Genomic DNA, 21,929 nt, shown 5'->3' on the forward strand with positions numbered 1-21,929 from the left:
GTCGCTGCCGATCACCGCTTCGGGTCGGCGGAATCCCGCGATCGAGTGGCAGGTGGGGAGGGATCGTCCTCGCCGATGAAACTCGCTGGCCGTGGGAGAACCCCGCCGGCTAGGGTGTCCGCGATGTCCGATCCGGCCGACCTCGGCGCGGGCTGCGCGAAGCCCGTCCGATCTCAGGGGGAGGGAGCGCGGTGACATCGAATTCCCGGATGTCCGCAGACCATCGGCAGCGGGGCGAGGCACCGCTGGCCGAGTGGATTCGAGCGGACTTCGGTATCGACCTCGTCTCGATCGAATCGGTCGACCAGGGCGCGGATCGCGCGGCCCAGGTGCGACGCGGGATCGCCTCGGACGGCGCTCGATATGCGATCAAATGGACGACCGGTGGCAGTCGTGCCGGATTGACCGTCCCAAACCGGCTCGCCGATCACGGGGTACCCGGAGTCGCGGGGCCCATCCGAACGACGGCCGGAGGTCTCTACCGCGAGCGCGCCGGGCGACGGTTGTCGTTGACACCGTGGCTCTCGGGGGACATCGCGATGAACGGCGCGATGACGAGCGAACACTGGCGGTCCTACGGCGGAGTGCTCGCCGAGGCCCATGCCGTGCCGGTCGACGCCGAACTGGCGGCCGTGCTGCCCCGGGAGGAGTACCGCCTCCACGAGCAGTACGTCGCGGCCGTGCGGACCGTCCAACGCGGCATCGACGAACTCGATGCGGCGGCGTCGCGCGCTGACCGGGGCGACCCGCATCCCGCCGGCCTCGACGACCGGCTCGTTCAGTCCCTTCGTGCCGAGTGGCGTGCCTCGAAGGAACTGATCACGAGCCTGACGACCCAGGTCGAGGTGCTCGCATCCGACCTACGTGACCGGCCGACTCCCCGGGTGATCTGCCATGGCGATCCGCATCTGGGCAACCTGCTTCTGCGCGGTGCCGACCAGGTGTGGTTGATCGACTGGGACGACACCGTCCTGGCGCCGCCCGAGCTGGACCTGCAGTTCGTTCTCGGTGGTGTGCTGTACTTCGCGCTGGTCGGTGAGCAGGAGCAGTCCTGGTTCTTCGATGGCTATGGCCCCATCGAGATCGATCCCGCCCGGCTGGCCTACTACCGATGTGCTCGGGCGCTGGAGGACCTGGTGATCCCGGCCGCCGAGGTTCTCGACCTCGACGGCTTCGACCGGCAGGCCCGATCCGACGCATTGGCCATCGTCCGGGGCGTGCTCTCGCCGACCGGTCTCGCGACCCTGGCCTGGGGTTCCCTGCGTGAACTCGGGATGGTCGCCGGTCGAGACTCATGATGGATGCGCCCCGAGACGGCGTGGAATCCGTCGATCTCGACCGAGGAAGTTTCAACCGAGGACGCTGACCGTCCAGCCGCGCGCCGGTACCTCGCCCGGATCTCCGCCGTGTCCCGACGCGGCCAACACGACCGTGCCCGTCGGTACCGGCGGCGACTGTGGCGTGTCGGTGAGGTTCAACGCCACCGACAACCGGGGGCCGACTCATCGGCGGCCGTCACCCGGTAGACCAACTGTTCGTTGGCCACCTGGACGATCTCGATGCGGCCGTCGACCAACCACGGGAACCGCCGTCGCAGCCCGAGAAGCTGTTGATACCGCCGGTAGGTGTCCCAACCGTAGGGCGCGAGTTCCCGTGGGGACGCCGGGAATTCCGGGCGGATCGCGTCATCGCCGCCCTCCCGTTCCTCCTTGATCCCCTGGAACCGCTGTTCATCGCCCGCGTACACGCTGACGATCCCGGGCACCGTGCACAGCACCACGATGGCGTGCTCGATCAGCCTCGGGTCCGCCAGCACACTCGCCAGCCTGCTCACATCGTGGTTGCCGAGGAACACCAGTGGCCGGAAGTCGGCGGCGAACGTCGCATGTCGTTCCAGGGCCCAGGAGAGTTCGAAGAGATTGGCGTCGTGCAGGCTGCTCCAGACGGCCTTCCACAGCTCGTACTGGGTGGTCGAGTCCAGCCCGCCCTCCCGGATCCAGGCCGAGTAGTCGCCGTGGATCACCTCGCCCACCAGCCACGCGTGCGGATGCGCTCGGCGCACCCGATCGCCGACCGTGCGCCAGAACGGCAGCGGCACCGCGTAGGCGGCGTCGAGTCGCCAGCCGTCGATGCCCCGGTCCAGCCAATGCGACATCACCTCGACGACGTGATCGGCCACGGCCGGTTCGGCGTGATTCAACGCGACGAGTTTCCGGTGTCCTTCGAAATCGGCGTAACCGAATCCGTCCGGTTCGTCGGTGGCCGCGAAATCGAGCCGAAACCAATTCGCGAATCGGGAGTCGCGGCCGCGTGCGAGAACATCGCGAAAGGGTGGGAAGTCGCGGCCGACATGATTGAAGACGCCGTCCAACAGTACTCGGATACCTCGGTTCCGACAGGCGGCCAGCACCGCGTCGAAGTCCGATTCGGTCCCGAGTCGCGGATCGATTCGCCGGTAGTCGATCGTGTCGTAGCCATGGGTGCCCGACTCGAACACGGGCCCGAGTGCGAGCCCGTTGCAACCGAGTTCAACCAGGTAGTCGAGCCAGTCGACGAGATCGGTCAACCGGCGCCTCGGCTCGACACCGGGATCCGGTTGTCGTTGCGGGGCACCGAGGAAACCCAACGGATAGACCTGCCACCACATCGCATGGCGAACCCAGGACATCAGGAGTCGCTTTCCCTTCACCCTCGATGATGCGGTGTGCCGCCGTCGGTTCGCGACCGCCGTCCCTCGACTCCCGAAACGGGTCCGAACACACTCGGAAAACGCGCATCCGAAAGGGATTCGGCCTCGATCGAGGACATCGACGACGGCCGGAACAGTACCGTAGAAACAGCCGACGCGGGCGACCACACGCACTCGCGCCGAAGGCGGCGCGGTGCGCCTCACGCAGCGGTTGGCGGCAACGGGTGCACGATCGGCTCATCGACCGCGTGCCGCCTCCGAGGCCCGGTCCGCGAGCCAGGGCAGCACCAGTCGACGCACCGATCCCGGTGCATCGACGAGCATGGTGTGGCCCTGCCCGGCGAGTACCTCGACCCGACAACTCGGCATCGTGCGACGCAGCAGCGGCGCCGCACCCGCCGCAGGCGATGCACCGCCGAACAAGGCCAGCACCGGGTGCGGATAGCGGGCGACCTCGTACTCGGACAACAGCGTTCCCGTCGGGGCATCGGCGTAGAGCGTGGTCGCCGCGAACTCCTCGGCCATCCGCAGCGACTCCTCGACGGCGACCGGACCGAGCCGTTCCCTCAACGCCTGGAGAGTCTGCGGGGCCTGCAGGGCACGCCGCACCCCATCGATCGTCAACCGCATCGATCGGGACCACAGCTCGGTGGGTGGGCCGGACTCCAGTACCGCGACTCCGGCGACGCGCTCGGGCCGTTGATACGCGAAGTGCAGCGCGACGGCGCCCCCGTAGGAGTTCCCGACCAACAACAGCGGGCCGGTGTCGCCGTACTCGGCCGTGAGGTGAGCGACCACCCCGCCGAGTTCGGTGCTGAAGTCGTCGAGCCGGTAACCATCCTGGGGCCGGGTGCTGGCGCCATGGCCGCGCAGGTCGTACAACGCCACGGCGAAGCCCAGCCGTGTCAACGGAATCGCGAGCGTCCAATAGAAACTCGCCAGGCTGTCCCTGCCGAGCCCGTGCACACACACCGCCATCGGATGGCCCGGCGCCGGGACCTCGGGGTGCAGCACTGTCGTGTTCACCGCCACCCCGCCTAGCGTGATCAGTCCCACCATGCTCCCTCGGTGTCGTGGCAACCGGTGCCCGCGTGTCGTCGTCGCTGATGAGCGGGGGACCCGCTCGGGGTCGGAGGTCAGGTCCATGCGACCAGCCACGGCCCGCCGTCGAGCCCCTCGGCCTGGTCGAGCACCGCCGTGCGGACCTGACGGGTCCGCCCGGGGCCGCTCCCCTCGGGAACCCGCACCGCCCACAGCGATCCCTCGGTCGCCAGCACCCGAGCGGGTGCCTCCGAGACGACCGGATCCACCGTGCTCATCGCGGCGGCGAGCGCCAGTTCCTCGGCGATCGAGCGGTCCGACCCGGCTCGGTACTCGGTGATCGCGATTCCCGGAGCGGGCCGATCGGCGGGCCGGGCGATGGCCACGGCCGTGACGCCCGCGACCCCCACCGCGATCCGCAGGTCGGGAACCTGCCTGCCATGCCTGCCGACCACCGTCAACAGGCCGGAAGCAGGTCCTCGATCGTGGGCATGCCGGATCTCCAGCTCGGCGGGGAAGATCGGCCCGGCACCCCCATCCCACATCAGTCGGCGTACCGCGTCCTTCGCGGCCAGCCGGGCCAGCAGCCAACGGCGTCGCTGCCGCGGTGCAACGGTGTCGTACTCGGCGCGCTCGGGGGTGCCGAACTGGCCACGCAGCACCAGGAGCCGGGTCGCCAGGTCGTCCCACCGCTCGTGGAGGGCTACCCAACCGCCGGGTCGCTGCCGTGTTCCGCGTAAGACGTCCTCGATCGGTGCACCGTCCCGACGTCGCGCACATCGACCCGGCGGTAGCGAACCGGGCTGCTCAGCGCGGTCAACTATTCTCGCGAATCAATTCACGTTCGCTTTGCTTCGGACGCGCTGTTCACAGCTCGTCCGCAGGCGCGGCAGGCGGGGTCTGCTGTTGTTCTGCCGGTCGGTCCGTGGCGAAGTGCGCCGTCTCGCCCGGCCCCAGCAGTACGCTCTGCGAACCGCATACACAGCGGATCGGGGGCCGTTGCGGGCCCGGCGCCGTTCGTACCGTCACCGTGCGACCGCTGACCCGGACCAGCACCGGCTGTGCGTGGTACCGGATCGAGAGCTCCAGCACACCGAGTTCGGTGGGCCAGTGCGGGTCGAAGCGCAGCGCGCCCCCTCGGACCTCGATACCGGCGAAACAGCGTTGGAGCAGATCCACCCCGCCGACCATGCCCGCGAGGTGGATGCCCTCCCTCGTGGTGCCATCCCGGGAGTCCAGGTCGGCGACCAGCGCCCGGTCGAAGAACTCGACGGCCCTGGCCCGGTGGCCCCTGGCCAGTACCCAGGCATGGACCACGGCGCTGAGTGTGGAGCCGTGCGAGGTGCGGTGGAGATAGTAGTCGATGTTCTTCGGGATCTGCTCGCCGGAGAACTCGTACCCGAGATCGTGCAGCACCGCGCGCAGTTCCTCGGCCGAGAGCAGATAGAAGAGCATCAGGACGTCGGCCTGCTTGGAGGCCTGGAACTCGTTGGGATCACGTCCCTCGGCCTCCAGGATGCGATCGAGGCGCCGGATGTCGGGATACCGCCGTCGATAGTCGTCCCAATCCAGTTCGGCGAGGTGGTTGTAACCCTCGTACTGGCTGATCACGCCGTCATCGTGGAAGGGCACGAACAGCTTCCTGGTCATGCGACGCCACCGGTCGAACTCGCGATGGTCCAGCCGCAACTGCTCGATCAGCTCACTGCGTCGATCGGCGGGCAGCGAGCGCACGGCATCCGCCGCCACACGGCACAACCAGGCGGTCATGATGTTGGTGTAGGCATGGTTGTCGATGCCCGCACGGTCGGTGTCGGGGTAGGCCGTGTGGTACTCGTCCGGGCCGACCACGCCGTGGATGACGTAGCGATCCCGACCGTGGTCGTAGGTCGCCAGCGACGCGAAGAAGCGGGTGATCTCCAGGATCATCTCCGCCCCGTAGGAGCCGAGGAACTCCTCGTCGCCGGTGGCCTGGTAGTAGTGCCACACGTTGTAGGCGATCGCGATGCCGATGTGCCGCTGCAGATGGGTGTTGTCCGGTAGCCAGCGGCCGGACTCCGGATTGAGATGAATCCGCTGGCTCTCCTCGCGCCCGTTGCTGCCGCTCTGCCACGGATACATCGCCCCGGCGAAGCCCTCCCGTCGGGCGGCGGCCCGGGCCTGGGGGAGCCGCCGGTAGCGGTACAGCAGCAGTGACCGGGTCAGATGCGGCGTGCGCAGGGTGATGGTGGGCAGCACGAACAGCTCGTCCCAGAAGATGTGTCCCCGATACGCCTCGCCGTGCAGGCCACGGGCGGGGATGCCCACGTCGAGGTCCGCCGTGTGCGTGGAGACGGTCTGCAACAGGTGCAACAGGTTCAGGTTGACCGCTCGTCTGGCCCGCACATCGGTGGACAGTCCGCAGCGGTACCGAGCCCACACCTGGGTCCAGGCCAGGGCGTGGGTGGCCAGCAGGTCCTCGAAACCCGCCGCCTCACGGGTGCTCGCCTCAGCCTCGGCGATCGGCTCGGTGGATGCCAGATCCCGCGAGGTATGCAGCGCGACGATCTTCTCCAGTCGAACCCGTTGGCCCTGGCGCACCGTGACCTCGAGGTCGTGGGCGACCAGATTCTCCTCGCGCACCAGGGTGCGTCGCGGCTGCGCCTTGGCGGTGTCCAGCCATATCTCGGAGCGGCAGGCCTCGGCGACGACGATGCCCGATTGGCTGGTACGAGCGTGCAGTAGGACGGTGGTCGGCGTGATCTCCCGCGTGCCCTGCTCGACCAGATGCCGACCGTCCAGGGCCCGGTAACGCGCCACCCCGGTGTTGGTGACCCGGCCATCGATGCCGCTGCGGAAGGTGATCCGGCCGGACCAGTCCTCCGGGACGAGGGTGGTCTCCAACCCGGCCAGATGCGGTGAGCCCAGGTGTACGAACCGTCGCTGCACCAATCTGGTGGTCCGGCGTTGCGCGTCGCGGAAACGCAGTCTGCGCAGCAGGATTCCGCGTTCGATGTCCAGTTCCTGGTCGGCGGACAACAGTTCCACCGAGTCCAGCGTGAACCAGGGACCGTCGTCGATGCGGAAGGTCAGCAGCAACCAGTTCGGCATGTTGACCAGCGACTCGTCCTCGATATCGTGATCGGCGACGCGGCTGGTCAGCCGGTTGTAGCACCCCGCGACGTAGGTTCCGGGGTAGTGCACGCCGTCGGCGACCGACTCGGGGGCCGCGCCCCGTGTGGCGAAATAGCCGTTGCCGACCACACAGAGTGCCTCGCGGCGACCCTCGTCGTCGGGGTCGAAGCCCTCGAACGACAGCTCCCAGGCGGTCATGCGAGTCGCTCGTCTCGGACCGGTCCCGCAGCCTCGACCGGGGTGGGCGTTGCGACGGTGAGCTCGTCGAGGTCGCGCAGCACGAGGTCGGCCCCCGCTCTGCGCAGTGCGGCATCGGCGCCCTCCGCCCTGGCCACCCCGACGACGAGGGTGAATCCGCCCCGCCTGCCCGAGGTGACGCCTGCCTCGGCGTCCTCGATGACGACTGCTCTGGCGGGGGAGACACCCAGCGATTCCGCCGCGACCCGGAACACGTCGGGCTGCGGCTTGCTCCGCAGGCCGCGTTCCTCGGCGAGCACACCGTCGACCCGGGTGTCGAACTGATCGGCGATGCCTGCGACCGACAGGACGGTGGCGCAGTTGCGGCTGGCGGAGACGATCGCCGTTCGGATCCCGTTCTCCCGCAGGGTCCAGAGCAATCGCCGCGCGTCGGGGAAGACCCGCACCCCGTCCGCCAGTGCGGTGCGGAAGTAGGCGTCCTTTCTGGCGGCGAGACTTCGGACGGTCTCCGGATCGTCCGGGGACCGTTCGTCGGTGTCCTCGGCACCCTCGTCGAGTCGGATGCCTCGCGAGCGCAGGAAGTCTCTGGCTCCGGCGATTCGGCTCTTACCGTCCACTTCTCGCAGGTAGTCCTGCCGGTCGAACGGTCGGTGGTCCTCGCCCGCGACGTCGGGGCGGGCCAGTAGGAAGTCGTCGAACAGCTGTCTCCACGCGATGGCGTGCACCCGGGCGGTGTCGGTGACGACGCCGTCCAGGTCGAACAACACCGCGTCCACCTGTGTCGTGTCGATGCTCGGCATGGTGGGACTCCCGCCCTGTGGTGTCGGCGCCCTGGCGCGGGAACCGGATCCTCGTTACCGCCGAAGGGGTGCCCGTATCCCGGACGGGTATTCCGCAGCGGCTGCGGCAGCCCGGGTAGGTGACCCGGTCCGCGTCGGGTTCGCGATGGCGCGCCGGCGGGCTCGGCCCCGGCAAGGGGCTCGGATGTTTCTCCGGCCGGCTCCGCCTTTCGGGTGTGCTGCGACATCGGTGCGGTTTTCTGGCGGAAATTTGCTCGGAAATAGTTTTCGAATCCTGCGGCCACCTTTTTCGATACAGTGCCCGCTCGCAATTAGCGGCGGGCGTCGAAGTGGGTGTCCACCGTCTCGTCTCGAGTGGCACTTCTCATCATCTTGCTGCAGGTATCCCAGGTAGAAGCTTGATCAACATGTGTTATCTTCCGCCCCAAGATCAACTTTGTGGCTCGATCCGTCAGAATGGGGAACTCGTGACGACTATTCATGCCTGCCCGACCACGGCCTTCTGGCGAGACCGGAGTTTCATTCTTCTCGTCGTCTCGACCGGCGTATCCGCGATCGGGTCTGGAATGTACCTGCCCGCTATTCAACTGCTCGCCGCGGATCTCGCCGCCGACGACCGCACCGTGTCCGGCATCCGGGTCGCGATGACGCTGCCACCGGTGATGTTCATCCTGCTCGCGGGTGCCGCGGCCGACCGGCTGCACCGACGCAGACTGATGATCCTGGCCGACGTGGTCCGAGCGGTGACGATCCTGGCCTTCGCCGTGATCACCGCAGGCGGGCTGAACAACTGGTGGCTGCTCCTGGCGGTGGTGATGGCGCTGGGCGCCAGCCAGACCTTCCACGACAGCTCGGCGCAGGCGCTGCTACCTCAGCTGGTGCCTGCGCCCGCCCTTGTCCAGGCCAACGGCGTGCTCACCGCCGCGCTGACCCTGGGCTTCTCCTTCGCCGGACCCGCGCTCGGCGGGGTGTTGTTCTCCTGGAACATCAGCCTGCCGTTCTTCGTCAACGCGGTGACCTTCGCGGTCTCGGGCGTGCTGATCCACTGGATTCGAGCCGAGCGCCAGGCCGATGAGATCGGCCGTCCCGCCACCGGCCCCGCCACCGGGGTCCTCGCCGACATCAGGGCCGGTCTCGGGTACACCCGGCGCCATCCGCTGTTGCGCTCGCTGAGCCTGCTGGGTGTCATCGTCGCGTTCGCCGTCGGCATGGTGACCGGGATCTTCGTCCTCTTCGCCACCCGGCACCTGGCATTGGGCCCGATCGGCTACGGGATGCTCTTGATCGGCGAGGCGATCGGGGCGCTGGTCGGCAGCGCGATCGCTCTGCGGCTGAGCGGCGGGCTGCGTCGACGCGGCCTGTTCCGGGCACTGCCGGTGGTACTCGGGGTGATCTATCTGGTGGAGGCCTCGACACGCAGCCTGTCGGTCGTCTTCGCCACCATCGTGATCGGTAACACCGCCTTCCTGATCTGGGTGATCATGTCGACCTCGGTCCGGCAGGAGGCGGCTCCGATCGAGTTGGCGGGCCGGATCAACAGCGTGTATCGGCTCGGGGTGCTGGCCGCGACCGGATTCGGTGCCATCATCGGGGGTCTCCTGTCGGAGACCTTCGGCGTGCTGATGCCGTTCGTGGCGGGAGCCGCCGTGTTGTTGGTGATTCCGTGGTGCGTGCCGTTGCGCGGACGCCTGACCGAGAACACGGCCGAACGCGACCATGCTTCGGGTGGCTCCGAACGGCGACCGCGTCGATTCTGCAGCGCGACCTCGGCGCGGCTCGGCGGCTCCGAGCGGGTGCACCGTCGGTGAGCAGGCGACAGGTGGCGGCACCTCGCCGCGCCGCCACCCTGGTGATCCCCGGTAGTCGTGCCTATCGCCGGTGCGTCACAGCCCGCCGGAACAATTCGGTTCTCGCACCCCGCCCTGGATCCAGGGCAGGTTGACCTTCCGGAACGCGATCGACCGGTGCGAGGTCGAGTTGCTCGAGACGTTCTCGTTCACCTCGATCAGCGCACCGACGTGATAGTCGGCGGTCTTGGCGATGCTCGAATAGCCGCCCTCGCGGTAGTTGCCGCCCTCACCCGGCAGCGGGGCGTCGGAGAAGGGCCTGCTGTAGCTCCAGGTCCGTCCCTCGTCCTCGCTCATCCGGATTCGCATCTTGGTCCTGGTCACCGTGCTGGCCGAGTTGACGAAGGCCAGCCGGGCGGGCGCATCGGCGTTGTACCGCATCGTGGATGCCTCGTTGACCGGATCGAGCAGGCAGCTCGCCGGGGCGAACGGGGAGAATCCCGATTCGATCGAACCCCGTGACACCCAGCGTCGTTTGCCGCGCTCGGCGGTGGGAGTGGTCGGGCGATCGTTGCGATAGAGACTGCCGTCGGCGAGTTCGAGGATGGTGGACTCCCCGGTCTCCTCCATCGCGGCACCCGCCGGGGTCCGCAGAACCTGAACCCGCCAGGTCTCGCCGTGATCGTCGCTGTAGATGTTGCGGTGCTGCGCGAGGATCACCAGCCTGCCCGGATTGCGCACCGTGGTCTGGATGCCGACTCCGGGGCCCACCGCATCCCAGTTCCAGCTGCGGCCGTCGGCGAGCGTCCTCGGCTTGAGGGTGTCGGACATGTTCACCGGTTCCGACCAGCTCACGCCGTCATCGGTGCTGGAGGAGAGCCAGACCTGACGGTCGTCCCAGGAATTCACCGTGCCGCTGCCCTCGGGTTGGAAGTTCATGAACAGCCAGATCTTGCCGTTGGACCGGCCCACCACGGGCGTCGGATTGCCCCAGGTGCCCTGGCCCCGCCCGACGACCTCCCGCAGGCTCGACCACGAGGCGCCATTGTCGGTGGATCGCTTGTAGAGCAGATTGATATTGCCGAAATCCCGGTTGTCAGCGGCCCGCCCCTCCGCGAAGGCGATCAAGGTGTCGCGATTGGTGCGGATCAGGGCGGGGATCCGGAACGAGTGATAGCGGAGTCCGTTGAGCACATCGTCCCCGCCGCCGTCGAAGATGATGCGTTCGCTGTGCGACGGCGTGGCGGCCATTGCCGTCTCGGCCTCGGCCACCACCGAGCCCGGCGGGCTCTCGGCAGGCCGATCGGTGGCTGCGGAGGCGGGTGAGGCCACGACCGCCGCCGCCACCAGACTCGTTGCCACCAGGGCCAGGCCCCGCCGTAATCGCATTCCCATTCTGAACTGAAGTGCCCGTGCCACAGATGTCTCCCTCGCGGCCGATCTTCCTTCCAGCGAAGGGAATCTATTCGATGAATCCTCGGGAACGAGGATTCCGCCGGTCTCGTTCAATCCCCGTTCACTCACGGGGCCGAGCGGGGTCGCGCAGGCAACCGTGCGGCAGCACGGGATGGGTTGCGAGGCCCCCGACAGCCTCGCAATCCACCTTGGGCCGGTCGATATCGGCAGGATCAGGAGCGGGCGCCCTCGACCTCGAATGCGTCCGCCAGCTCGTCCAGCATCTGCTCGGCGCCCTGCAGGCTGACCGAGGTCACCCACACGGTGTCGTCCACGGAGGTGATGTCGGCTTCCAACCGATCCCAGAGCGGGTTGGACTCGAACTGCTCACGCGGGTCCTCCGCCTCCTGAGTGGGGTCGGAGTACGCGGACAGGAAGATGTGATCGGCGTCGAGGTCGGTGATGTCCTCCTGGCTGAGATTCACCATGATGTCGTCCTCGGAGTCCGGCTGGCCTTCTGGCCGGGCCAGGCCGGCGTCCGCCAAGACGATGCCGGGGAAGGAAGCGCTGGTGTAGAGCCGAACGGTGGGCTCGCCCTCGACGAAGCGCGCCATCGTGACGGTGGCATCGTTGCCCAGCTTCTCGCGGATCGCCGTCCCGATGCTCTCGGCGCGCTCCTCGTAGGCAGTGATCCGTTCCTCGGCGAGTTCCTCGCGCCCGACCGCCTCGGCGAGCAACCGGATGTTGTCCTTCCAGGTGGCGCCGGTGGTCTGGCTGAACACCGTGGGCGCGACCTCGCTGAGCTCCGGGTAGATCTCCTCGTGCCGCACCTGCGCCGAGACGATCAGGTCGGACTCGATGTCCCACAGCGCCTCGATGTCGGGGGCGGTGATGTCCCCGATGACCTCGGCGCTCTCGGCGTTGGCGCGTTCCGATTCGTCCAGGTAGGAGGGCAGTTCGCCGCCCTCGGTGTGGTAGTCGATCCGGGCCACCACATCGAGGTCTAATGCCATCGCGGCGTCGATGTAGCTGGTGTCCAGGGCCACGACCCGTTCCGGCGCGGCCTCGACCGTGGTCTCACCCATCGCGTGCGTGACCGTGCGAGGGAATCCGTCGGCGCCGGGCTCCTGTTGCGCCCCCTCGGGTTCCTCGCCGCCGCCGCAAGCGCTGACCAACAGGCAGGCCGCGAGCGGGAGGGCGATGGCAGCCCCTCGGGAACGACGACGCACGGCACTCGACATCTCACAGATCCTTTGTTCGGTTAGCCTTGCCTTAAACATGGTACGAGGTGCGGGGTACGGTCCGATCACGGCGCCGAAACTCCTCGATGCCTGCACGGCGAGCCGAGACCGGACGGCTAATCTCGGGGATCGGCGGTGATCCTCGTTGCGGATGGGGGCGACGTGGAGCGCAACACCGAACCGGTCGGACCACGGTGGGTCCGACCGCCGGGCGGCGGCTTCCGTCCTCGTGGGCGATGGCGACCCGGAACGGATCCGACAACCGGCTCGATCACACGATCCGGCCAATCTCGTGAGGAGATCGGGTGATCACGGCGCCCAATACCGTCCGAGGCGGCATTTCGGACGCCGGTGCGCGCCGCAGACGAGTGGGAATCACCCTGCTCGGCATCGCGCTCCTGTTCGTCGTCGCGGCCAGCGTCGCCATCGGCTCCCGCACCATCCCGCTCGACCAGGTGTGGGCCGCGCTGGTCGACCCGAGCGGCACCGAGTCCGACGACATCGTCCGCGCACTGCGATTACCACGCACCGTGCTCGGCCTGTTGGCGGGCGCAGGCCTTGGCGCCGCAGGTGCGTTGATGCAGGGCCACACCCGCAATCCGCTGGCCGACCCCGGCATTCTCGGTGTCACCCAGGGAGCGGCCTTCGCCACCGTGGTCGCGGTGGTGTTGTTCGGCATTCGCGATCTCGAGGGGTTCATCTGGTTCGGTTTCGCGGGAGCCCTGATCGCCAGCGTGGTCGTGTTCGCCCTCGGCTCGATCGGCGGTGGTGCCTCGCCGGTGACGCTGGCCATGGCGGGCGCGGCCGTCACCGCGCTACTCAGTGGACTGGTCTCCGCCGTGGTGTTGGCCAACCGCGCCGGGATGGAGGTCTACCGCTTCTGGCAGGTCGGCTCCATCGCCGCCCGCGAGTACTCCGTCTCCGGCCAGGTCGCACCATTTCTACTGGTGGGCATCGTCCTGGCATTGGCCAATGCACGTGGACTGAACATCCTCGCGCTGGGGGATGACATGGCCCGCTCGCTCGGCCAGAACATCCGTCGCACCCGGATCGTCGGAGTCCTCGCGATCACGTTGCTCACCGGCGCCGTCGTCGCGGCCTGCGGCCCGATCGCCTTCCTGGGCTTGATCGTGCCGCATCTGGCTCGCTTCATCACCGGCCCGGACTATCGGTGGATCGTGCCGGTCTCCGCGTTGACCGGCGCGACCCTGCTCCTGGCCGCGGACGTGCTCTGCCGCGTCGTGTCCTCGGACAGCTTCGAGGTGGGCATCATGCTCGCCGTGCTGGGTGCGCCCGTCTTCATCTGGCTCGTTCGCCGCAAGGGACTGATCCGCCTGTGACCGTCAACGAACCACGCCTGCACGACCGTCCTGCCGACACCGCCACCCGGTCGACGGCGGCGGACGCCTCGCCGGGCCCGATCGTGCGGGCGCTGCGGCTCGGCCCGGTTTCACTGCGGCTGCGGCCCCGATTGATCACCGTCTCGGTGGTCGGCCTGGTGCTGCTGGTGTTGGTCGCGGCGGTGAACATCGGTCGAGGTACCTCGCACATCGAGGTGATCGATGTGCTGCGCACGCTCGCAGGCGGCGGGGATCGCCGGGAGAACGGCATCATCTTCACCCTCCGGATGCCCAGGACCCTGACCGGAATCCTGGTGGGTGCGGCCTTGGGCCTGTCCGGTGCACTCTTTCAATCCCTGGCCCGCAATCCGCTGGCCAGCCCCGACATCCTGGGTATCACCTCGGGGGCGGGCGTCGGTGCGGTCGCGGTCATCGCCTTCGGCGCCACGGGCGGCGCGCTCGGCGGGGTGGCGTCCCTCGGCGTGCCGTTGGCCGGGCTCATCGGCGGGCTCGTCGCGGGCTTCCTGCTGTACCTGCTGTCGTGGCGGCAGGGCATCGACGGCTATCGCATGGTGCTGGTGGGCATCGGCCTGTCCGCGATCGGCAGCAACATCATCTACTGGCTGTTGACCGTCGGCGACGTCGACAACGCCGGACAGGCCACCACCTGGCTGGTCGGCAGCCTGGCCAACGCGGGATGGGACGGCGTCGGCCCGCTGGCACTGGCCCTCGCCGTGCTGGTACCGGCGACCCTGTTGTGTTCCAGGGTCCTCGGTGGCCTCCAGTTCGGCGACGACACCTCGCGGGCCCTGGGTATCCGGGTGGGCGCGGCCAGGGGCACGCTGCTGTTGCTGGCCGCAGCCCTGGCCGCCGTGGCCGCCGCCACCTCGGGCCCCATCGCCTTCGTCGCGCTGGCCACGCCGCAGATCGCGATGCGACTCGGCGGGACGGCCCAGCCGCCGCTGTTCGCATCGATGGTCGTCGGTGCATTGCTGACCGTGAGCGCCGATGTGGTCGTGCGGATCACGCCGGGACTGTCCTATCTGCCCGTCGGGGTGCTCACCGCCGTGCTCGGGGCGCCCTACCTGATCTATCTGTTCATCAAGACCCGGCGTCGTGAGCAGCGCTGATCCGAGATCGCGCCATATCGGCCGGGTGAGTTCCCCGGCGAAGCCGGCCTATCGGCCATGGTCTGCCAGGAACTCGCGGACGTGCCCGGCCCAGACACGTTCCTCGGCGGCGGAGAAGATGTGCCCGGCGTCGGGGTACTCGATCAGGGTGGCCTCTTGGATCGCGCCCGCGAGCCGCCGCGTGGAGACGGGAAGGACCACCCGATCTTGGCCGCTGACGAACACGGCGGTGGGCACCGTGATGGTCGCGGCCGCCGCACGCGCATCGGTTCGGCAGGCAAGGCCCAGTTGCGCGGCGCTGTCGGCGGGCGAGCCGTCGACGATGGCCGCGACCGCGTCGTCATCACCGCCGGAAGCCAACGTGGCCAAGGTCGTGGGCGAGGAACAGGTCAGCAGCAGCATGCGGGCGAGAGCCTGGTCCTCGCCGCTGGCGGCAAGTGACTGATACAACGCGGCGAACTGGCGTAGCTGCGCGTCGGCCGTCAGGAAACCCACGGTCAGGGCCAGCGCGGTGATCCGATCCGGGTGGCGTGCCGCCGCAGTGAGGGCCACCGCCGACCCCAGACTCACACCGACGATCGGAAACCGTTCGAAACCCGCCGAGATCGCGGCCGCCACCAGCTGGTCGGCCAGCGCGGGGAGAGTCAGATCCGTAGCAGGCCGGGGTACCGCCCCGGAACCGGGATAGTCCACGCCGATGAGCGTTCGGCTGCCGCTCGACTCCGCGATCAGCTCGGAGAAGTTGGCCTGCACACTGCCGCCCGCACCATGCGCCAGCGCCAGCGGCGGTCCGACACCGAGGCGTGTTACTCCGATCCCGGGGTTGTTCGTGGTCGTGTTCGGCATCGAGCCAGGCTAAACAGTGACATCGGTGTCAAGGTCAACCCCGAATCTCGACGGCGGCGCCGATGAACGCGCGGCGGGCCGCCTCGGCGAACACCGAGGCGGCCCGACCTCAAGACAGCCCACGTTTCACGCGGCGATCGCACGCACAACGATCACCGATGGATCAGCGCCGAACCCGCTCCACCGAGCCCGACGGCCCTCTCACGCCGTGCTTGGCTTGAGGATCACCGGCAGCTCGCGGTGACCGTTGGAGATGAAGGAGGCCACCGGAACGAGTTCCGCAGCAGGCACCGCCAACGACAGCTCGGGGAACCGGTCGAACAGGGCGGGCAGCGCGAGCTGCACCTCCATCCGCGCCAGCGGCGCACCCAGGCAGTAGTGCACGCCGTGCCCGAACGCCAGGTGATCCTTGACCTCGCGGGTGATGTCGAAGCGGTCGGCCGTCTCGCCGTGGTGCTCCGGGTCGCGGCCGGTGGCCGCATACGGCGCCAGGATGCGGTCGCCCTTGCGGATGACGATGTCGCCGAGCTCGATGTCCTCCACCGCGAAACGCAGCGGCAGGTTCGCCACCGGTGCGTTCCAGCGCAGCGTCTCCTCGATCACGTCGTCCCAGGAGCGCTCGCCGGAGCGCACCATCGCCAGCTGCTCCGGGTGGGTGAGCAGCGCGGTGATCGCCTGGTCCAACAGATTGACCGTGGTCTCATGCCCGGCGGCCAGCACCAGGTTGAGGGTGTCGACCAGCTCTGCCTCGTTCAGCCGCGAGCCGTCCTCCTCACGCGCCGCGATCAGGGCGCTGGTGAGGTCGTCGCCCGGATTGGCCTGCTTGTAAGCGACGAATCCGTACATCAGCTTGTAGAGGTCCTCGGCGATGGCCATCGCCTCCTCCGGCTTCAACGAGGTGTTGAAGACGCCGTCGATCACCCGACGCAGCTCGGGCCTGGTCTCCTCCGGGACCCCGAACAACGCACAGATCACCTCGATCGGTAACGGGTAGCAGAAGCCCTCCCGCAGATCCGCGGGCGTCGTCTGCGGCCCGGCGGCGAGATCGCTGATGAGCCCGGCGGTGATCTTCTCGATCCACGGCTTCAGCGAGTTGATCCGTCGCGGCGTGAACGCCTTGGACACCAACGAGCGCAGCCGCTTGTGCTCATCGCCGTAGGCGCCGAACATGTTCCGCCGACCGACCCAGGTCGCCAGGATCGAGTCCAGCACGACGGCGCCCTCGGCGTACTCGGGCCAGTGCTGGTGGGCGTCCTTGGACACGCGAGGGTCGGACAGCAGGGTCCGCATCGCGCTGTGGCTGGTCACTGCCCACGCCACCACCGGACCAGGGAGCTCCACCAGCGTGGCGACTCCCCGGGCGCGGAGCTGTTCTGCCTCGGCCTGGATGTCGCTGCCGGTGGGGTCGATGACGAAGGGGACTGGCTGGTGTTCCATCTGCTGCCTCCGGTGGGTACGTCGATCGGGACGGACGGTTGGACTACGGGAAAGCGGACGGGCAACGCGGTGAGCGCCCGGTGGAACGGCCCCTGCCGCCACGTCAGTTGCTCGACGGGGACGGCCAACTCCAGCTCCGGCAGCCGATCGAGTAGCGCCTCGATGGCGACCGAGGCGATGGTGATCGCCTGCGCTTGAGCGGGGCACACATGTGGTCCGGCGCTGAAGGCGAGGTGTGCTCGGTTGCCCGCCGCGCGGGCCGCCGACAGCGCCGGATCGGTATTGGCGGCGGCAAGGCTGATCAGCACCGGCCTGCCACCGGGAATCTGGACGCCACCCGACAGCGTGACCGGGTTCGGCGGGTGGGTCGGCGAGTAGTTCGCCATGGGCGGATCCGTCCAGAGGATCTCGGCGAGCGCATCCGCGATCTGGACGCTGCCGCCTGCGAGCCCGTCCGCGAACCGGTCGTCGGAGAGCAACAACCGCAGCGTGTTCGCGATCAGGTTCTGCACCGGCTCCACCCCGGCGGCCACCAACAACAGGATCGTGTGCACGATCTCGTCGGTGCTCAGCTCCGCAGGATGGGCGATCAGCCAAGACACCAGGTCCGGCCCCGGTCGTTCCCGGCGCAGCGCGACCAGCTCGAGCGCGCAGAGGAAGACGTCCTCGTTGGCCTGCTCGGTGCCCTTGGCATCGACTCCGTCGAAGATCGTCGCGAAGCTCTTGGTCATCCGCTCGCTCAGGTGCGGCGGACACTTCAGAATCTGATCGAAGACCAGGATCGGCAGCAGCTTGCCGTACTGACTGAGCAGATCCGCCTCGCCCGCCGGGGCGATCTCGTCGAGCAGCGTCTGGGCGCCGCGCTCGATGTAGTGCCGCAGCGTTCCGATGTCGATGCGGCTGAGCCCGTCGTTGAGCGCGCCCCGCAGGCGGCTGTGCACGTCCCCATCGGTGTGCAGACAGTTCGGCCGGTACATCATCATCGGCAGCACCGGGCTGTCCGCCGGGATGGTCTGCTGCCATGGCCGCGCGTTCTTCGGGAAATTCTTCTGGTCCCGCAGCACTTCCAGCGCGGTGGTGTAGCCGGTGACCAGGGTCGCCGGAACACCGGGCGCGATCTCGACCGCCGATACGGGGCCCTGCGCCCGCATCCGCGCGTACACCGCTGCCGGATCCTCGGCGAACTCCGGACCGTACATCGAGATCAATTGCTCGGCGGCCCCGTGCGCCGGGCAACCCGGCGGTGGAAGTCCGGGCCCGCCTGCGGCGAGTGGTCGGGAATGGTCTTGGGAGGTCACGCAAGCTCCTCACAGGTCATGGAGGTACAAGGACCGTCGCGGGGACGGATCCTTCGACCATCTGTCCTAAGTGGACTGCGCATCCGTCCTAAGTGGACAGTGCAGTCGGAGTAATCCCCGCTGCGGCAGTCGTACGGGTCAGGTCATCGGTGTGCAGGCCGAGCGGTTATTGACCGCGCCACCAGCGCCGGAGAGAGTTCAACCAGCGTGGCGCGTTCGAATCACTCAGCCACGGTTCTCTGGTGCCCGCAGGCGCCATTCCGGGGCCGGCGGGTGTGGGGACCGAGGTGCGCCGCCATGGGCTGCCGTCACCCCGACCCGCATCCGGCGCCTCGGGCTGCTCGACCACCGGCGGGAATCGAACCGGCAGTGCGGTCAGCGCCCGATGGAACGGGCCGGGACGCCAGGTGAGGTCCTCCGCCGGGACGACCAGCTCCAGGTCCGGAAGTCGGTCGAGCACCTTCTCGATCGCCAGCGAGGCGATGATCCGGGCCGGTGACTGGCCGGGGCAGGCATGTGGCCCCGCGCTCCAGGCCAGGTGCGCCCGGTTACCGACGCCGTGTTCGATGGAGGTGGTCGGGTCGGTGTTGGCGGCGGCGAAGCTGATCAACACCGGTCGACCGGCCGGAATCACCGTGCCATCGGGCAACTCGACGTCCCGAGTGGGATGCGAGGCCGCATAGTTGGCCATCGGCGGGTCGGTCCAGAGGATCTCCACCAGCGCGTCCTCCACCGGCAGGCTTCCGTTGGAGAGATCACCCGCGAAGCGATCATCGGAGAGCAGCAACCGCAGGACGTTCGCGATGAGGTTCTGCACCGGCTCGATGCCTGCCGCCAACAGCAACGGAATCTGATGTGCCAGTTCCTCGGTGGTGAGCTGCGCCGGGTGGGCGATCAGCCAGGACAGCAGATCCGAACCGGGATTCTCTTTGCGCAGCGCGATCAGTTCGAGAGTGCAGTGGCCCAATTCGTTGTTGGCCTGGGCCGCATCGGGCCCGCCCTCGAACATCGACGCGAGACTGCGGACCAGTTGACCGCTCAGCTGTGGCGGGCAGTTCAGCAGCTGGTTGAACACCAGGATCGGCAGCAGCCTGGCGTACTCGGCGAGGAGATCGGCCTCGCCCCGCTCGGCGATGTCGTCGAGCAGGGTGTCCGCACTGCGTTCGACGTACTCGCGCAACGTGGTGGGCTCGATCCGACTAAGACCGTCGGTGATGGTGGCGCGCAACCGTTCGTGCTCCGCGCCGTCGTTGAACACCGCGCTGTGTCGATACATCAACATCGGCAGTACCGGGCAGTCCGACGGAACGGTCTGCTGCCACCGCCGGGGGTCCCTCGGGAAGGACTCCGGATCGCGCAACACGGCCAGCGCCGCCTCGTAACCGGTGACCAGCGTCGCGGGCACCCCGGGACTGAGCTCCACGAGGGCGGTCGGACCCTGGTCGCGCAGTTCGCGGTATACCGTGGCCGGATCGGCGGCGAACCGCTGCGAGTACAGCGGTGTCGGCGCATGCGCAGGTGCTGCGGCCGTCGGCGGGGCGGGCGGGAACGGCGTCGCCCCGGAGTCGGTCGCTCGGGACATCGGGCGCCCGGCGCGATCCGGCGGGCGGGGGATGGTGGAGCTCTCGGAACGTGAGGACGTGCCCGCGTGGACGGGGCACCCGGTCGGCGAACCAGGATTCGCCGTGGGCGGTAATGCCTGTCCCGCCGGGTCGGTGGTGGTCACACGTACTCCTACAGCGATGTCGGATGACAGAACGTCGGACCTGACGTGCCGTCTGCGGTTCCCCGACCGCGAACGCTGTTGTTACCGCTCCCACGGCGGCGCGTTCGGTCGGGCATCCGGCCAGGTCAGGCTGGATCGGGTGAGACGAACCTCCTGTCGTGCCAACCTCCACCGCGAACGGCGGGACAGGCGCCGGATCAGTCGCTGTGCCGCGAGGAATCCGTCCGTCCGGGTCCTTGTGGAGACGAGATCGTGGATCGTGCGAGTGGAGATCGTCCACTCTCCAGCCAGGGGTGCGGCGCCGATCAGGTGCCGCGCCACCACCGCGTCAAGAAGCTCCATCGGCCCCGACGAGGTGGCTGCTCGGTCTGTTCGACCTGGCTCGGGACGTACTCCGAGGTGGCGGCGGGCAGCCGCGACAGCGTCGGAGCAGCGAAGCCGCTCACCGGCGGATTCGTGCCTGCCGCCGCGACGCCCACCGACACCGGTGGGAAGCGCACGGGCAGCGCGGTGAGCGCCCGATGGAACGGACCGGGTCGCCAGGTCAGCTCGTGATCGGCGACCGCCAGTTCGATGTCGGGCAGCCGATCGAGGAGCTTCTCGATGGCCACCGAGGCGATCAGCCGGGCCTGTGCCTGGGCCGGGCAGAGATGCGGACCCGCGCTCCAGGCCAGATGTGCCCGGTTACCGGTGCGTTGGTGAGAGGCCAGGGCCGGGTCGGCGTTGGCTGCGGCGAGGCTGATGACCACCGGAACCTCCGGTCGCAGGCGCACCCCGGCCTTCTCCACCGGCTCCACCGGATAGGTGATGGCGAAGTTCGACATCGGCGGGTCCGACCAGAGCACTTCGACCAACGCATCGTCCACGGGCACTGCTCCACCGGACAGCTCGCCGGCGAAGCGGTCGTCCGAGAGCAACAGCCGTAACCCGTTGGCGATCCAGTTCTGCGTCGGCTCGACGCCCGCGCCCATCAACACCACCAGTTGATGGATCATCTCCTCGTCGTTGAGTTCGGCGGTGTGGGCGAGCAACCACGAGGTGATATCGGCCTGGGGCTCGGAACGTTTGAGAGCGATCAACTCCAACATGCAGTTCACGATGTCGGCGTTGGTCTGCTCGGTGTCGATGCCGTCGAAGATCTTGCTCATCGTCAGGACCATCCGGTCGCCCAGCTCGGGCGGGCAACCGAAGAGCACCTTGAAGACCAGCAGCGGCAACACCTTGGCGTACTCGTCGAGCAGATCGGCGGAGCCGCGCGACGCGAAAGCGTCGATGAGTTCGTCCGCGTGCCGCTCGACATGCTCTCGCAGCACATTCGGGTCGACCCGGTTGAGACTGTCGGTCACCGTGCCGCGCAGTCGGACGTGCTCCGCACCACCGCTGTACAGACAGTTCGGACGATAGGTCATCATGCCCGGTAGCGGCGTGCCCGGCGGTGCTGCCGCCATCCAGGCCCGGGAATCCTTATGGAAGGTCTCCGGATCGCGCAGGATCTCGAGCGCGGTGCTGTACCCGGTGACCAGCCACGCAGGCACCTGAGGCGCCAACTCGACCGGCGCGATCGGGCCGTACTGGCGTAATGACGCATAGACCGAGCTGGGGTCGGCGGCGAATCCCGGGCCGTAGAGCGGGGTTCTGCCACCGGTGACCGGACAGGCCGAGGGCGATCCCCGTTCGGGCTCGCTGGGTTCCACTGGAGTCACTTCGATGCTCCCGGTGCGGTGCTTGAGGCGTTCGACGAGGGACCGTGACCGGAACAGGACGCGCCCACCGGATCGCGGTGGGCGCCCCGTCGGGTCCACGCCGAGGCCCATATCGGGCCCCGGCGTTGGTGGAGCCGATCCGCTGAAGCGGATCGGTGTGTCTCGTCGTGCGCGAGCTCGCGCA

17 protein-coding genes are annotated in these 21,929 nt (G+C 68.4%); 4 read left to right on the forward strand and 13 right to left on the reverse strand.

All coding sequences use genetic code 11. The features are described 5' to 3' along the window. The first annotated feature begins 209 nt into the window (after positions 1-209). Positions 210-1,298 (forward strand): phosphotransferase, encoded by a 1,089-nt coding sequence (locus tag BKA25_RS10000; RefSeq protein WP_069850375.1) that lies wholly within the window; start codon positions 210-212, stop codon positions 1,296-1,298. Between the two features lie 51 nt (positions 1,299-1,349). Here BKA25_RS10000 and BKA25_RS28770 read toward each other — a convergent pair whose 3' ends face one another. The 6 genes from BKA25_RS28770 to BKA25_RS10025 form a co-directional block, all read right to left on the reverse strand. Then, entirely contained in the window at positions 1,350-1,484 is a 135-nt protein-coding gene (locus BKA25_RS28770) for a hypothetical protein (protein WP_512699156.1), read from the reverse strand. Next, complete coding sequence (locus BKA25_RS10005) at positions 1,475-2,668, reverse strand: alpha-amylase family protein (RefSeq protein ID WP_084643177.1); 1,194 nt, start codon at positions 2,666-2,668, stop codon at positions 1,475-1,477. Before BKA25_RS10005 ends, BKA25_RS28770 begins: the two co-directional genes overlap by 10 nt. A gap of 258 nt (positions 2,669-2,926) precedes the next feature. Further along, positions 2,927-3,715 carry an alpha/beta fold hydrolase gene (locus BKA25_RS10010; RefSeq protein WP_184285085.1) on the reverse strand — a complete coding sequence of 263 codons (789 nt, stop codon included), beginning with the start codon at positions 3,713-3,715 and terminating at the stop codon, positions 2,927-2,929. 110 nt (positions 3,716-3,825) lie between these two features. Further along, positions 3,826-4,392, reverse strand: a complete 567-nt coding sequence (locus BKA25_RS10015; protein ID WP_069850373.1) for a hypothetical protein — start codon at positions 4,390-4,392, stop codon at positions 3,826-3,828. Positions 4,393-4,597: 205 nt separating this feature from the next. Continuing rightward, positions 4,598-7,042, reverse strand: a complete 2,445-nt coding sequence (locus BKA25_RS10020) for a glycoside hydrolase family 65 protein (protein ID WP_069850371.1) — start codon at positions 7,040-7,042, stop codon at positions 4,598-4,600. Beyond that, complete coding sequence (locus BKA25_RS10025; RefSeq protein WP_069850369.1) at positions 7,039-7,842, reverse strand: HAD family hydrolase; 804 nt, start codon at positions 7,840-7,842, stop codon at positions 7,039-7,041. The genes BKA25_RS10020 and BKA25_RS10025 overlap by 4 nt, the downstream gene beginning before the upstream one ends. Positions 7,843-8,309: 467 nt before the next feature. On the opposite strand from BKA25_RS10025, the gene BKA25_RS10030 reads away from it, so the two are divergent. Next, entirely contained in the window at positions 8,310-9,650 is a 1,341-nt protein-coding gene (locus BKA25_RS10030; protein WP_172803820.1) for an MFS transporter, read from the forward strand. 75 nt (positions 9,651-9,725) lie between these two features. Here BKA25_RS10030 and BKA25_RS10035 read toward each other — a convergent pair whose 3' ends face one another. Both BKA25_RS10035 and BKA25_RS10040 read right to left on the reverse strand, forming a co-directional pair. Continuing rightward, positions 9,726-11,048 (reverse strand): sialidase family protein, encoded by a 1,323-nt coding sequence (locus tag BKA25_RS10035; protein WP_084643171.1) that lies wholly within the window; start codon positions 11,046-11,048, stop codon positions 9,726-9,728. A 209-nt stretch (positions 11,049-11,257) separates the two neighbouring features. Further along, positions 11,258-12,265, reverse strand: coding sequence for an ABC transporter substrate-binding protein (locus tag BKA25_RS10040; RefSeq protein ID WP_069850364.1), 1,008 nt, complete (start codon positions 12,263-12,265; stop codon positions 11,258-11,260). A 305-nt stretch (positions 12,266-12,570) separates the two neighbouring features. On the opposite strand from BKA25_RS10040, the gene BKA25_RS10045 reads away from it, so the two are divergent. Together BKA25_RS10045 and BKA25_RS10050 are read left to right on the forward strand one after the other, a co-directional pair. Further along, positions 12,571-13,605 carry a FecCD family ABC transporter permease gene (locus tag BKA25_RS10045; RefSeq protein WP_172803819.1) on the forward strand — a complete coding sequence of 345 codons (1,035 nt, stop codon included), beginning with the start codon at positions 12,571-12,573 and terminating at the stop codon, positions 13,603-13,605. A gap of 80 nt (positions 13,606-13,685) precedes the next feature. Further along, the gene (locus tag BKA25_RS10050; protein ID WP_069853816.1) at positions 13,686-14,735 is read left to right on the forward strand and encodes a FecCD family ABC transporter permease; all 1,050 of its coding nucleotides are present in this window, start codon (positions 13,686-13,688) and stop codon (positions 14,733-14,735) included. A gap of 48 nt (positions 14,736-14,783) precedes the next feature. On the opposite strand, the gene BKA25_RS10055 is transcribed toward BKA25_RS10050, so the two are convergent. From BKA25_RS10055 to BKA25_RS10070, 5 genes are all read right to left on the reverse strand, one after another. Then, entirely contained in the window at positions 14,784-15,581 is a 798-nt protein-coding gene (locus tag BKA25_RS10055; RefSeq protein ID WP_069850363.1) for an alpha/beta fold hydrolase, read from the reverse strand. A 201-nt stretch (positions 15,582-15,782) separates the two neighbouring features. Then, complete coding sequence (locus BKA25_RS10060) at positions 15,783-16,904, reverse strand: cytochrome P450 family protein (RefSeq protein WP_236750980.1); 1,122 nt, start codon at positions 16,902-16,904, stop codon at positions 15,783-15,785. Further along, complete coding sequence (locus BKA25_RS27680) at positions 16,886-18,316, reverse strand: cytochrome P450 family protein (protein ID WP_236750296.1); 1,431 nt, start codon at positions 18,314-18,316, stop codon at positions 16,886-16,888. The genes BKA25_RS10060 and BKA25_RS27680 overlap by 19 nt, the downstream gene beginning before the upstream one ends. A 166-nt stretch (positions 18,317-18,482) precedes the next feature. Next, a complete protein-coding gene (locus BKA25_RS10065; RefSeq protein WP_157421149.1) occupies positions 18,483-20,042 on the reverse strand; it encodes a cytochrome P450 in 1,560 nt (519 codons plus the stop codon). Between the two features lie 305 nt (positions 20,043-20,347). Further along, the gene (locus BKA25_RS10070) at positions 20,348-21,745 is read right to left on the reverse strand and encodes a cytochrome P450 (protein WP_221312333.1); all 1,398 of its coding nucleotides are present in this window, start codon (positions 21,743-21,745) and stop codon (positions 20,348-20,350) included. Positions 21,746-21,929 lie beyond the last annotated feature (184 nt).

Source organism: Actinoalloteichus hymeniacidonis (genome assembly GCF_014203365.1).
Lineage (GTDB): Bacteria > Actinomycetota > Actinomycetes > Mycobacteriales > Pseudonocardiaceae > Actinoalloteichus_A > Actinoalloteichus_A hymeniacidonis.